The 13,031-nt window shown below is 72.3% G+C and carries 11 protein-coding genes; 4 read left to right on the forward strand and 7 right to left on the reverse strand.

What is annotated here, in order from left to right:
- Positions 1 to 72 precede the first annotated feature (72 nt).
- The 4 genes from JNO44_RS22680 to JNO44_RS22695 all read right to left on the reverse strand — a co-directional run bounded on the left by JNO44_RS22680 (position 73) and on the right by JNO44_RS22695 (position 5,266).
- Positions 73 to 1,146, reverse strand: a complete 1,074-nt coding sequence (locus JNO44_RS22680) for a MerR family transcriptional regulator (protein WP_205365864.1) — start codon at positions 1,144 to 1,146, stop codon at positions 73 to 75.
- Between the two features lie 385 nt (positions 1,147 to 1,531).
- The gene (locus JNO44_RS22685; RefSeq protein ID WP_205365865.1) at positions 1,532 to 2,449 is read right to left on the reverse strand and encodes a metal-dependent hydrolase; all 918 of its coding nucleotides are present in this window, start codon (positions 2,447 to 2,449) and stop codon (positions 1,532 to 1,534) included.
- Between the two features lie 127 nt (positions 2,450 to 2,576).
- Complete coding sequence (locus tag JNO44_RS22690) at positions 2,577 to 4,307, reverse strand: SDR family oxidoreductase (RefSeq protein WP_205370235.1); 1,731 nt, start codon at positions 4,305 to 4,307, stop codon at positions 2,577 to 2,579.
- A 92-nt stretch (positions 4,308 to 4,399) separates the two neighbouring features.
- Positions 4,400 to 5,266, reverse strand: coding sequence for a M24 family metallopeptidase (locus JNO44_RS22695; protein WP_205365866.1), 867 nt, complete (start codon positions 5,264 to 5,266; stop codon positions 4,400 to 4,402).
- Between the two features lie 252 nt (positions 5,267 to 5,518).
- On the opposite strand from JNO44_RS22695, the gene JNO44_RS22700 reads away from it, so the two are divergent.
- The 4 genes from JNO44_RS22700 (at position 5,519) to JNO44_RS22715 (ending at position 9,266) form a co-directional block, all read left to right on the forward strand.
- The gene (locus JNO44_RS22700) at positions 5,519 to 6,574 is read left to right on the forward strand and encodes an ABC transporter ATP-binding protein (protein WP_235096048.1); all 1,056 of its coding nucleotides are present in this window, start codon (positions 5,519 to 5,521) and stop codon (positions 6,572 to 6,574) included.
- On the forward strand, positions 6,571 to 7,464 hold the full coding sequence (locus tag JNO44_RS22705) for an ABC transporter permease (protein ID WP_205365868.1): 894 nt from the start codon (positions 6,571 to 6,573) through the stop codon (positions 7,462 to 7,464). The genes JNO44_RS22700 and JNO44_RS22705 overlap by 4 nt, the downstream gene beginning before the upstream one ends.
- Before the next feature lie 88 nt (positions 7,465 to 7,552).
- On the forward strand, positions 7,553 to 8,464 hold the full coding sequence (locus tag JNO44_RS22710; RefSeq protein WP_205365869.1) for an ABC transporter ATP-binding protein: 912 nt from the start codon (positions 7,553 to 7,555) through the stop codon (positions 8,462 to 8,464).
- A gap of 25 nt (positions 8,465 to 8,489) precedes the next feature.
- Entirely contained in the window at positions 8,490 to 9,266 is a 777-nt protein-coding gene (locus JNO44_RS22715) for an ABC transporter permease (RefSeq protein WP_039634578.1), read from the forward strand.
- Positions 9,267 to 9,419: 153 nt separating this feature from the next.
- Here the strand turns inward: JNO44_RS22715 and mltG are convergent, their stop codons facing one another.
- The 3 genes from mltG to JNO44_RS22730 form a co-directional block, all read right to left on the reverse strand.
- Positions 9,420 to 10,331 (reverse strand): endolytic transglycosylase MltG, encoded by a 912-nt coding sequence (gene mltG / locus JNO44_RS22720; RefSeq protein WP_205365870.1) that lies wholly within the window; start codon positions 10,329 to 10,331, stop codon positions 9,420 to 9,422.
- Between the two features lie 410 nt (positions 10,332 to 10,741).
- The gene (locus JNO44_RS22725) at positions 10,742 to 12,034 is read right to left on the reverse strand and encodes a CynX/NimT family MFS transporter (protein WP_205365871.1); all 1,293 of its coding nucleotides are present in this window, start codon (positions 12,032 to 12,034) and stop codon (positions 10,742 to 10,744) included.
- Positions 12,035 to 12,143: 109 nt separating this feature from the next.
- Complete coding sequence (locus JNO44_RS22730) at positions 12,144 to 12,854, reverse strand: FadR/GntR family transcriptional regulator (protein WP_205365872.1); 711 nt, start codon at positions 12,852 to 12,854, stop codon at positions 12,144 to 12,146.
- Positions 12,855 to 13,031 lie beyond the last annotated feature (177 nt).

Below are 13,031 nucleotides of genomic sequence, written 5' to 3' on the forward strand. Positions count from 1 at the left end.
AAGCAGGCGAGGCGGGCCCCGGGCGGGCCGGCCGTGGGGGGAGAGCCGTCCGGGGAAGGGGCCCCGGACGGGTCAGTGCCCGGGGGTGTCCTCCGCGGCGGGCCGGGTGCCCCGGGCCGCCGCTGCCAGGGCGTCCATGGCGCGGGCGTGCGCCTCGCGCTGTGCGGCGGCGGCGATGAAAGCGGCCGTGTTCTCCGGGCCCACCAGGTCACGTACGGCCTGAACGGCCGCGACGGGGAGCAGCACGGCCTCCGAGCCGGTCGCGGGACGGGGGTCCGCGGCGGGCCCGGAGGCCACCGCTGCCCCGGGGAGGAGCTCCGGCTCCGGCACGAGTCCGGCGGGCTCCTGCAGGCCGGACGGCCCCGATGGCCCCGACGCGCCCGCCGTTCCCGACGACAGGGCCTCGGCGAGGTGGTGGTGGATGTATCGGGTGGCCAGTGTCCGCATGGCGCGGGCGAGTTCGGCGTCGATGGTCTGCTGGGCCAGGGGACGGAGACGACGCACCAGGGCCGTGGCCTCCGCCGTCTCCGCCTCGGTGGGCGGATGGTTCAGGAACGACTGGAAGACGTGCTCGGCGGTGAAGTCCAGGAAGCGGGAGGCGATGTGTTCGACCTGGCCGCGCAGCTCTCGCAGGTGGCCGGAGATCGCCAGCAGCGGCACACCCGCCGCATGGAGTTCGGAGGCGACCGCGAGCTCCTGCGGACTGGGGACCAGGAACTCGTCGTCCCGGCCCGGCACGCGCACCAGGACGCCGAGCTCGACGGCCTCGGTCACCGCCTGCTCGTTGGGGGTACCGCCGAAGGCGGCGTTCAGGTCGTTGCGGGTGATGCGGGTCGGCTTCTCGTCGGTCCACGGTCCGTCGATCTCGGCGACCAGACCCAGGACCCCGCCCAGGTCACGGCCGGCGTCCCAGGCTTCGAGGAGTTCCTTGATGCTGGCGAGGGTGTAACCGCGGTCGAGCAGGTCGGTGATCTGTCGCAGCCGGGTCAGGTGGGCGTCGCCGTACACATTGGCACGGCCGCGACGCTCGGGGCGGGGTAGCAGCCCCCGGTCCTGGTAGGCGCGGATGGTGCGGACCGTGGCGCCACTGAGGTGGGCCAGGTCCTCGATGCGGTACTCGGCCGTCGGCGGCTGCTCGGGCGTCACTGTGGTGCTCCTTACGGGACGGCCGCCTCATCGAGGAGGCCGCGTTACCGGTCAGCCATCACGGGGTGGCTGCTACGAGGCGGTGGCCCACGGAGGCCGTGCCGGGGCCGGGCGTGCCACGGGCCGTGGCCGGCCACCGTCGGTACCGCCACGGGCCGGGTGCGGCGGTGCCACGATACGGCCGCCTGATCGGCGTCGGGGCGGGGTGGCCGCCCGCACGGGACGGTCGGTGCGACCGGCTCGGACCACGGGACGGCTTGGCACGCCGGCCGGGACGCGGGCGGTCCCCCTACGTCAGCCGGGGCGATCGGTCGGGCGCGTGTCGGGCGGAGGCGGTCCGTGACGGCGGACGCGGCCCGGCTGATGCCGCCCGACACGGAGGCCGTTACGGGAGGGCCGCGCGACCTATCGCGCCGGCTGCGGTCCGGGCGGCCGGGGAGGAGGCCAGGTAGGCGACGGCGGCACGCAGCGAGCCTTCCTGGGAGGGGTGGTAGGAGCGTCGGACGTAGCGGGGGATCGCCGCGCCCAGTTGCCTCCAACTGGGTAACAGCCCCTTGCGGACGGCGCGGTTGTGCGCGCGCAGCGAATAGCGGGAGGGGGCGGACAGCCGAGGGTCGTGGCGCAGGAGATAGGTCGCGCCCCAGCACCAGAGGTAGAGCAGGACGGGGGCGGTCACGGCCATGGCCAGGACACGGCGGGCGTAGCGGGCGGGGTCCTCGCCGCCGGTGTGCTGGTACATGTCGAAGGCGACCGCGCGGTGCTCGACCTCTTCGGCGCCGTGCCAGCGGAGCAGATCGAGCATCACCGGATCGGGGCCGGCATGGTCCAGGCCGTCCGCGCCCAGGACCCAGCTGCCGAGCACGGCGGTGAACTGCTCGATGGCGGCGATCAGGGCGAGCCGGAAGCGCAGCCACTCCGGCTCGGGGATCGGGACGCCCAAGGGGGGCCGCTCCCCGAGGAGGTACTCGAAGAGGAAGTCGACGTGCCGGGTGTACGGGGTGGTGTCGAGGCCCTGATGGGCCAGGTGGTCCAGGACGTGGGCGTGCTGGACGCTGTGCGTGGCCTCCTGGCCCATGAAGCCCTTCACGTCCTTGAGGAGGTGCTCGTCCCGGACCAGCGGGAGGGCTTCCTTGAAGACCTTGACGAACCACCGCTCGCCGGCGGGGAGCAGCAGGTGCAGCACATTGATCACATGGGTGGCGGTGGGCTCGTCCGGTATCCAGTGCAGCGGGGTCTCGCGCCAGTCGAAGGCGACCCGACGGGGCGCGATGGGGTGGTGTTCCTGGGGGCGTGGTGTGCTCATCAGCGGCTCCTGACGTGCGCGGTTCTCCTGACCTGGGCGGGGCGGGCGGCCGGGCCGGGGTGTGCGGCCCGGCCGTACACCGGGTGCGGACCGTGGTGCGGGCGTGCGGGGTGGGGGCGCGGGCCGGTCACACGGGCGGCTTGAGCCGGGCGAGGGCGCGCAGCGTCCGTGGGGCGAAGCGGGACAGCAGGTGGGCGCCGCGCGCCTCGGGGGTGACCGGGACCACCGCCTGGTTGTGGACCACCGCGCGCAGGATGGCGTCGGCGACTTTCTCCGGCGGGTAGTTGCGCATCCCGTACATCCGGGCGGCCTTGGCCTGGCGGCGCTTCTCTTCCTCCTCGGAGACGCCGGTGAAGCGGGCCGTGCCGGTGATGCCGGTGTTGACGAGCCCGGGGCAGATGGCGGTGACGCCGATGCCCTGTCCGGCCAGCTCGGCGCGCAGGCACTCGCTGAGCATGAGGACGGCTGCCTTGGAGGTGCTGTAGGCCGGCAGGATCCGGGACGGCTGGTAGGCGGCGGCCGAGGCGGTGTTGACGATGTGGCCGCCCTGGCCGCGGTCCGCCATCCGCCGGCCGAAGATCCGGCAGCCGTGGATGACGCCCCACAGGTTGACGTCCAGGACCTTCTTCCAGTCCTCGGAGGTGGTGTCCAGGAAGGAGCCGGACAGTCCGATGCCGGCGTTGTTGACCAGCACGTCCACCGTGCCGTACTCGGCATCGACCTTGTCGGCGAGCTTCTCCATCGCCGCCTCGTCGGAGACGTCGACGGTCTCACCCCATGCCTCGGGGGCGCCGATCAGCCGGGCCATGTCGGCGGTGCGGGCCGCGCCCTCGGCGTCCCGGTCGACGGCGATGATCCGCGCGCCGGCCTCCGCGAACGCGAACGCGGTCGCCCGGCCGATCCCGCTGGCCGCGCCGGTCACCAGTACCAGCTGGCCGCCGAAGCGGTCGGCGTACGGACCGGAGGCCGCGACGTCCTTCGCCGGGTCGCCTTCCTCCTTGGCGGTGACGAACTCACCGATCCAGGTGGCGAGTTGGTCGGGGCGGGTGCGCGGCACCCAGTGCTTGGCCGGGAGGGTGCGGCGCACCAGTTGGGGCGCCCACCGGTCGAGGTCGTCGTAGAGCCGCTGGGAGAGGAACGCGTCGCCGGTCGGGATGATGAGCTGGACCGGGCAGTGCGCGTAGGCATCGGCACGCGGGTGGCGGAGCCGGGCGCGGACGTTGTCGCGGTAGAGCCAGGCGCCGTGGGCCGCGTCGGTGGGCAGTGACGCGGTGGGGTAGTCGCCGCCGGGTACCTTCTCCACCCGCTGGAGGATTCCCGGCCACCGCTTGCCGAGCGGGCCCTTCCAGGCCAGTTCGGGCAGAGCGGGGGTGTGCAGCAGGTAGACGTACCAGGACTTGGCGCCCTGGTTGAGCAGCTGGGCGGCCCGCCCGGGGGTGGGGCGCCCGAGCCGCTTCTTGATCCAGTGGCCGAAGTGGTCCAGGGACGGCCCGGACATGGAGGTGAAGGAGGCGATCCGGCCCTCCGTGCGCCGTACGGTCGCGAACTCCCACGCCTGGACGGAGCCCCAGTCGTGGCCCACGAGGTGGACCGGCCGGTCTGGGCTGACCGCGTCCGCGACGGCCAGGAAGTCGTCGGTCAGCTTCTCCAGGGTGAAGCCGCCGCGCAGCGGCCGCGGCGCGGTGGAGCGACCGCAGCCCCGGACGTCGTAGAGCACCACGTGGAAGCGGTCGGCCAGGCGGCGGGCGACCTCGGACCAGACCTCCTTGCTGTCCGGATAGCCGTGCACCAACATCACCGTGGGCCGGTCCGGATCACCGAGCTCGGCGACGCACAGTTCGATGCCACCGGTGCGCACCCAGCGCTCCTGGGCCTCGGGGAGCCCGGTCCCGGTCGGCGCCGGCCTTCCGGCGCCCCGGCGCTGCTGTCCGTCCCGTCCAGGTCCTGTCTTCACGCGGCCCTCTCCTCCTGCCAGCGCCGCACGTGCGGCAGATCGTCGTCCAGCCAAAAGGCGCTTTCCTGCGGGTCCCTGGAGTCCGTGACGACCAGGATCTCCTCGAACTTCGCCCCCGTGCCCCGGAAGCCGAGGTGGGGTTCCACCGCCCACAGCCCGGGCTGCGGCGGGTGATCGGAGAAGGTGTACGGGCTCCACAGCGGGGACCAGCCCTCCCGGTGGCCGTGCAGCGCGTCCGAGGCGAGGCCCTTGAGGGACTGGGTGCCGAACCCGAAGAGGGTGGGGGACCAGCGGCGCTGCCGCACCCGGTCGACCTTGTGCGCGATGACGCCGAAGGGATAGGCGCGGTGCCGGTTGGCGTACCCCTGCCGGACCATGAGCCGGTCGACGTCCTCGTAGATCTCGCGCAGCGGGCGGCGTTCGCGCACCTCGCGCAGGATCAGGTCGCGGTGGGCTTCGAGGTCGGCGAGGAGCCGGTCGTGCACGGGGTTGAGCCCCAGGCAGCCGGAGTAGCCGATGTCGGCGGTGCAGCCGTTGTGGACCGGGGCCATGTCGAGGATGAACGGCATGCCCGGTTCCAGTTCGCGGTTGGTGGGGAAGAACTGCAGCGGTACACGGAAGTTCACGAACGCGGTGCGGTCGCCGAACCACGCGAACGGCAGGTGGAACCAGTCCCGTACGCCGCGCTCGTGCAGCCACTCGCGCTGCATCCGCGCCGCCGCGCGCTCGGTGACCCCGGGCTTGAGCTGGGCGGCCACGGCTTCCGCGCAGGCGTAGGCGAGTCGTTGTACCTCCCGGAATCCCTTGAGCTCGGCGGTGAGTTCTCCCGTCGCTGCTGCGGTCGCTGAGGTGACTGAGGCCATCGCCAACCGTCCGTCCGTAAGCGGTTCATCGCGGTACGTGCCCGTAACTTGCCAGTGATGAATGTGACAATGGTTGGCGGCTGCGTCAAGAGGTGTGCGGCGGACGAGGCCAACGACACGGCCCGCCCCCGACCTCTGTGCCGCTGAAGCAGGAGAACCCCTACGGGCATCTCGTACCGGAGGGCTACGCGAAGACCACCGCTGGGGTTGACGACGGGGGTGCCCGGCGCCACTACCTTCGAACACGTGACTGTGATCGTGACCGAAAGCTTGACCAAGCGGTACCCGAGGGTGACCGCCCTGGACCGGCTCTCCGTTGACATCGCCCCCGGCGTAACGGGCCTGGTGGGTGCCAACGGTGCCGGAAAGTCGACCCTGATCAAGATCCTGCTCGGTCTGGCTCCGGCCACCGAGGGCACCGCCCACGTCCTCGGACTGGACGTGACCAAGGACGGCAGCACCATTCGTGAGCGGGTCGGCTATATGCCCGAGCACGACTGCCTGCCGCCCGACGTCTCCGCCACCGAGTTCGTGGTGCACATGGCGCGGATGGCCGGCCTGCCGCCGACCGCCGCCCGGGAGCGCACCGCCGACACCCTGCGCCACGTCGGGCTCTACGAGGAGCGGTACCGCCCCATCGGCGGCTACTCCACCGGCATGAAGCAGCGGGTGAAGCTGGCCCAGGCGCTGGTGCACGATCCCCAGCTGGTGTTCCTGGACGAGCCCACCAACGGCCTGGACCCGGTCGGCCGGGACGAGATGCTCGGCCTGATCCGGCGCGTCCACACCGACTTCGGGATCTCGGTCCTGGTCACCTCCCACCTCCTGGGGGAGCTGGAGCGCACCTGCGACCACGTCGTCGTGGTCGACGGCGGCAAGCTGCTGCGCTCGTCCTCCACCACGGAGTTCACCAAGGTCACCACCTCGCTGGCGGTGGAGGTCACCGACACCGACGCCCATCCGGACGGCACCGGAGCGCTGCGCGCTGCGCTGGCCGCGGCCGGCGCAGCGGTGACCACCGGCGCACCCGGCGCCGAGGGACTGGCCTCCCCCGGGCACGTCCTCTTCGTCGAGGCGACCGGGGACGAGACGTACGACCTGGTGCGCGACACCGTGGCCGGGCTCGGGCTCGGTCTGGTGCGGATGGAGCAGCGGCGGCATCAGATCGCCGAAGTGTTCCGCGACGCGGACGCGCAGGCGGCGGTCGGTGCACCGGCGCAGGCCGGCGGCGCACCGGCGGACAGAGACGCGACGGCCGGGCAGAACACCGATCGCCCCACCACCGTGGGCGGAGGGAACGCAGGATGAGTACGGAAACCACGCCGGGTGGCGCTTACATCCACAACATCGGCTACCGCCACTACGACGGCCCTCGGTTGGGCCGCGCCTACGCCCGGCGGTCGCTGTTCTCACAGAGCCTGCGCGGCGCGTACGGCCTCGGGCGGTCGGCGAAGAGCAAGGTGCTGCCGATGCTGCTCTTCGCGGTGATGTGTATGCCCGCCGGGATCATGGTCGCGGTGACGATGTTCACCAAGGCCAGCAGTCTTCCGATCGGCTACACCCGGTACGCCATCTACCTCCAGGCCGTCATCGGCCTGTACCTGGCGTCCCAGGCCCCGCAGTCCGTCTCCCGCGACCTGCGCTTCAAGACCATCCCGCTGTATTTCTCCCGGCCGATCGAGCGGGTCGACTACGTCGTGGCGAAGTTCGCGGCGATGGCGAGCGCGCTGTTCATCCTGACCGCCGCCCCGCTGGTGATCCTCTATGTGGGGGCGCTGCTGGGGAAGTTGGACTTCGTCGACCAGACCAAGGGGTTCGGGCAGGGACTGGTCTGCGTCGCGCTGCTCTCGGTGCTGTTCGCCGGGATAGGACTGGTCGTCTCGGCGCTCACCCCGCGTCGCGGCTTCGGGGTCGCCGCCGTGATCGCCGTGCTGACCATTCCCTACGGCGCGGTCAGTGCCATCCAGGGCATCGCCAGCCTCCAGGGCAGCGAACCGGCCGTCGGGTGGCTGGGGCTGTTCTCGCCCATCACCCTCGTCGACGGGGTGCAGGCCACGTTCCTGGGCGGCACCAGCTCCTTCCCCAACGGACTGGAGCCCACCACCGGCGCCGGATTCGTCTACCTCCTCGTCTCGCTGCTCGTCATCGCCGGCTGCTACGGCCTGCTGATGCGCCGCTACCGGAAGGCCGGGCTGTGACCGCCCGCCCGGCACGAAGCGCCGCGCGCCGCCCCTTCCCGTCGCCGTCTCCCGCCACCCACCACCCCTCAAGGAATGGGCTGCGCCCATGAGCACTCTTCGCATCGACCATGTCTCGCGCTGGTTCGGGAACGTCGTCGCCGTCAACGACATCACCATGACCATCGCCCCCGGTGTCACCGGCCTGCTCGGTCCCAACGGCGCCGGCAAGTCCACCCTCATCAACATGATGGGCGGCTTCCTCGCCCCCTCCAACGGCACCGTCACCCTCGACGGCACGACGATCTGGCGCAACGCGGCGAGCTACCGCCACATCGGCATCGTCCCGGAGCGCGAGGCGATGTACGACTTCCTCACCGGCCGTGAATTCGTGCTCGCCAACGCCGAGTTGCACGGTCTCGGCCGGGCCGCGGCGGCCCGGGCGCTGGCCACGGTCGAGATGGAGTACGCCCAGGACCGCAAGATCTCGACGTACAGCAAGGGCATGCGGCAGCGGGTGAAGATGGCCTCGGCGCTGGTCCACGACCCGTCGGTGCTGCTGCTCGACGAGCCGTTCAACGGCATGGACCCGCGGCAGCGGATGCAGCTGATGGAACTGCTGCGGCGGATGGGCGACGAGGGGCGCACGGTGCTGTTCTCCTCGCACATCCTCGAAGAGGTCGAGCAACTGGCCTCGCACATCGAGGTGGTGGTGGCCGGCCGGCATGCCGCCTCCGGCGACTTCCGCAAGATCCGCCGGCTGATGACCGACCGCCCGCACCGCTACCTCGTCCGGTCCGACGACGACCGGGCGCTGGCCGGGGCGCTGATAACCAACCCGTCGACGGCCGGCATCGAGGTGGACGTCGTCGAGGGCGCCCTGCGCATCCAGGCCGTCGACTTCGGCCGGTTCACCGAACTGCTGCCGCGGGTCGCCCGCGACCACGGCATCCGCCTGCTGACGGTCTCGCCCTCCGACGAGTCGTTGGAATCCGTCTTCTCGTACCTCGTAGCGGCCTGAGGCCAGAAAGGAGCCCTGAGGCAGCATGTCCACGACCTCTCCCGTGGCCCCGCCGGCGCCCGCCGCCGCGCCCAAGGCCACGCTCTTCCACCCGACCGTCGCCCGGCTCACCTACCGGGCGCTGCTCGGCCGGCGCCGCGCGCTGATCCTCTTCGCGCTGCCCGCCCTCCTGGTGGCGATCGCGGTGATCGTCCGGGCGCTGACCGGCGCCGATGACGCCACGGCCGGCGGCATCCTGGGCGGGTTCGCGCTGGGCACGATGGTTCCGCTGATCGGCGTGATCGCGGGGACGGGCGCGATCGGCCCGGAGATCGACGACGGCTCGGTGATCTACCTCTTGGCCAAGCCGGTCCGCCGCTCGACGATCATCTTCACCAAGCTGCTGGTCTCGATCGGCGTGACCGCGGCGTTCTCGGCGATACCGGTCCTGGTGGCCGGATTCATCCTCAACGGCAACAGCCAGCAGATAGCCGTGGCGTACGCGGTGGCGGCCGCCGTCGCCTCGGTCGCCTACAGCGCTCTGTTCCTGTTGTTCGGCACGGTCACCCGGCACGCCGTGGTCCTCGGCCTGGTCTACGCCCTGGTCTGGGAGGCGTTCGTGGGGAACATCGTCCCCGGGGCGCGGACCCTCAGCGTTCAGCAGTGGGCGCTCGCGGTGGGGCAGAAGGTGGGCGCCGAGGGGGCGCTGAACTCCGCGGTCCAGCTGCCGCTCGCGCTCTGCCTGCTGGTGGCCGTCACCGGACTGGCGACCTGGTACGCGGCGCGCCGGCTGAAGGCGCTGACGCTGGCCGGGGAGGAGTAGGCGGCTGCGGCCGCCGGGGAGCGGACGGCCCCCCGGCGGCCGGGAGACGCAGTTGGCTGGGAAGGCAGCCAACTGGGAAGGCATTCGGCCGAGCGACCGGGACAAGGTGACGGCCCGATCGGTCGGCCGGAGGCGCGGTTGGACGGGGCGGGGCTATCCGCCGGTGGCGGCACTGTTGGCGGAGCCAGCCGAAGCGGACGCACTCGAAGCCGGGCCGCCCGAAGCGGAGCCGCCCGGAGCGGGGCCGCTGGAGGTGGAGGCGCCGGACGCGGAGTTCTTCTGCGCGTCGTTGAACTCCCGCACGTTCCGCTGGTGCTCCTGGTAGTCGGCGGTGAAGCGGGTGTCGCCCGGTTTGACGGTGACGAAGTAGAGCCAGTCACCCGCGGGTGGTGCGGCCGCCGCCTTCAGGGCGTCGGCGCCCGGGTTGTCGATCGGGGTCGGCGGCAGGCCCTCGAACTTGTAGGTGTTGTAGGGGCTGTTGGTGCGGATGTCGGCGTGGCTGGTGCGGAGCGTGCTGCGGCCGAGCGCGTAGTTGATCGTCGAGTCCATCTGCAGCGGCATGTTCTTGGCGAGCCGGTTGTCGATGACCCGGGCGACCTTGCCCATGTCGGCCGGCCGGTCCGCCTCAGCCTGCACGATGCTCGCGATCACCACGGTGCGGTAGGAGGTGATGCGGTCGGCGGTGAGCCGCTGGTCGGCGGTCTTGACCATGTACGAGAGCAGCGACGCCGGGGTGGTGTCCTTGCGGAGGGGATAGGTCGCCGGGAAGAGGTAGCCCTCGGGGTTGCCCTTCGCCTCGGCGGGCAGGTCGAGGTGCGCGGTTCTGGCGGCCTGTGCGGTGGTCCCCTCGGGCACCTTCAGGGCCTGGTCGACGGCCGCGTAGATCTGGGAGGCCCGCTGCCCCTCCGGGACCGTGAGCTGCCCGTACTGCCGCTCGCGCAGCAGCCGTGGCACGAACAGCACGGCGAGGACGACCACGACACACAGAACGGCGACAAGGACGAGCCAGCCGACGCGGGAGAACCGCGGTCCGGGCCGGCGACCGGCGTGCTGAACATCGCTCATGGGGGCACGGTAGGGCAGCCGGATGCGATGTGGGGCCATCCCGTCGCACCGGATCACGGTGGATCATGGCTGGTGGCGGGGCCGGGACGGGCGTCGCCCGCCCACCCGACCGGTCCCGGCATACGCGCGCGGGTCGGCAGGGCGTGCGGCGTGTGGCGCGTGTGCCGATAGCCCGTTGGTGGGGCGGCCGGGGCGTACGGCGGTCAGCGGGCGGCGGTTAGCGGTCGGCGGTCGGCAGTCGGCCTCTCGGGCCGCGGCCCCGACCGTCCGGCCGCCGAGACCGCCGAGACCGCCGCGGCCCGACCGCCGGACCCCGACCGCCGGACCCCGACCGCCGGACCCCGACCACCGGGCTTCGACTGTCGAGGTCCGACCGCGGGGCCCATCGCCCGCCCCGTCAGCAGCCGCCGTCAGCCGACCAGGGTCTCCCCGATGCGGCGGTCGCGGCCGGCGCCCAGGCCCAGGAGAGCGAGGCCGGCGCAGACGGCGAGCAGCAGGACGAGTGGCACGCTCCAGCCGGCGGTGGCCTGGTGGACGGCGCCCAGGGCCAGCGGGCCGACGGCGGCGAGGAGGTAGCCGCCGGTCTGGGCCATGCCGGAGAGCCGGGCCGCGGTGTGTGCGTCGCCGGACCGCAGCACCATCATCGTCAGGGCCAGGCCGAGGGCGCCGCCCTGACCGATGCCGAGGATCGCCGCCCACAGCCAGGCACCGGCCACCGGCGCGATCAGCAACCCCGTGACACCGCAGGCCATCAGGGCGGAGACCGCCACGCCCAGCAGCCGCTGACGCCGCATCCGACCGGCAAGCATCGGCACCACGAACGAACCGACCATCTGCACCAGCGTGCTGAAGGCGAAGACCAGCCCCGCCTCGCTCTTGCCCATGCCGTGGTCGGTGAAGATCGTCGGCATCCAGGCGATGATCACGTACGCGATCAGCGACTGCGAGCCCATGAAGAGCGTCACCTGCCAGGCGAGCGGGGAGCGGGTCAGCTTCGGGCCGCGCCCGGTGGTGTGGGCGGGCGTCGCCGCGGCCTCGCCGTGGTGCGTGCCGCGGCGGGCGATCACGACCTGCGGGAGCCAGACGAGGGCGGCGACGGCGGCCAGCAGCGACCAGGAGACCAGGGAGCCCTGCCAACTGCCGAGCGCGTTCTCCAAGGGGACGGCGGAGGCGGCCGAGACGGTCGCGCCCAGGATCATCGCGGTCGAGTAGAGCGCCGTCATGCTGGCCGCCCGCTCCGGGAAGTCCCGCTTGATCAGGCCCGGCATCAGCACGTTGAGCAGGGCTATGGACGCGCCCACCACCGCGCAGCCGGCGAACAGCGCGGCGACCGGCGGTGCGATCCGCAGCACGATGCCGCCGCACAGCGCGACCAACGCACCGCACAGCGCCGCCTCGGTGCCCCAACGGCGCGCCGCCCGCGGCGCGATGACCGATCCCAGGCCCATGAAGACGAGCGGGATGGTGGTCACCAGGCTGCTGGCGGTGGCGGCCAGATGGAAGTGCTGCGCCATCTCGCTGAGCAGCGGCGAGACTCCGGCGAGCGCCGCGCGCATGTTCACCGCGGCGAGCACGATGCCGGTGAGGAGGAGGGCGGGATGGGTCCGCAGCCGGCGCCGGGCGGCGGCCACCTGAGGGGCCGGGATGAGGTCTTCCTCGGCGTCGATGAGGTCGACCGGGGCGGTCGAGTCGGTCCCTGACATGCGTGCGTACCTGGCCAATCGTGCACTTCGTACGGGGGAGGGGATGAGGGGAAGCGGGGAGGAGAGGGCCGGAGAAGGCGGAGAAGGCGGAGAAGGCCGGGTTCGGGCGTCAGTCGCCGGCGAGGAGGGCCTCGACGGCCCGTTTGGGCTTCTCCAGGAGGGCGCGGGTGGCGCGTTCGGCGGCGTCCGGGTCACCGTGGGCGATCGCGTCCAGGACGGCGCGGTGGTCGCCGTGTACGACCTTCGGCATCGCCTGGTCGTCGAGGGCGGTGACCAGCGCCTCCCGTACGGAGCTGCTGAACCAGCCGTAGGTCGCCGTCAGCGCGGTGTTGTGCGCGGCCTCGACGACGGCCTTGTGGAAGGCGATGTCGTGGTCGGCGTAGAGCTCCAGGCTTCCGGAGTGCGGCCGGCCCTCGGAGTCCTCCAGCTCGACCTGCGCGTCCAGGGCCGCCCGCATGCGTTCCAGGTCGGCGGGCTCGTGGCGGAGCGCGGCCAGCCGGGCGGCCTCCGCCTCCAGGGCGATGCGCAGTTCCAGGACGTCCCGGATGCCGGCCCGTTGGACGCCGCGCATGATCTCGGCCGGGTCCGCGGTGGAGACGACGAAGGTGCCCTCGCCCTGGCGCGAGCGCAGCATCCCGGCGTGGACGAGGACGCGTACCGCCTCGCGGACGGTGTTGCGGCCGACCTGGAGCTGTTCGGCGAGGGCGTGCTCGGTGGGGATGCGGGTACCGACCTGCCACTCACCGGCGGCCAGCTGGGAGCGGAGGGCCTCGACGACCGTGTCGACGAGGGATTGCCGTCCTGCTGCCTTGAGCGTCATCGCCGTGGTCCCGTGCCCGTTCCTGTTGGTTCCGCCCGCGCGTGTTTGCCCGGTTGCCCAGTCATCCTACAACCATTTGTTTCACGGTGCAGCTAAATGGGTCGGCGTGCGGCCCCACACCGGACCGTGTGGGGCCCTGCGGCGAGACGCGGAGGCATCGGGAGGGGAGGCATCGGG

This window comes from Streptomyces noursei, assembly GCF_016917755.1.
Classification (GTDB): Bacteria; Actinomycetota; Actinomycetes; order Streptomycetales; family Streptomycetaceae; genus Streptomyces; species Streptomyces yunnanensis.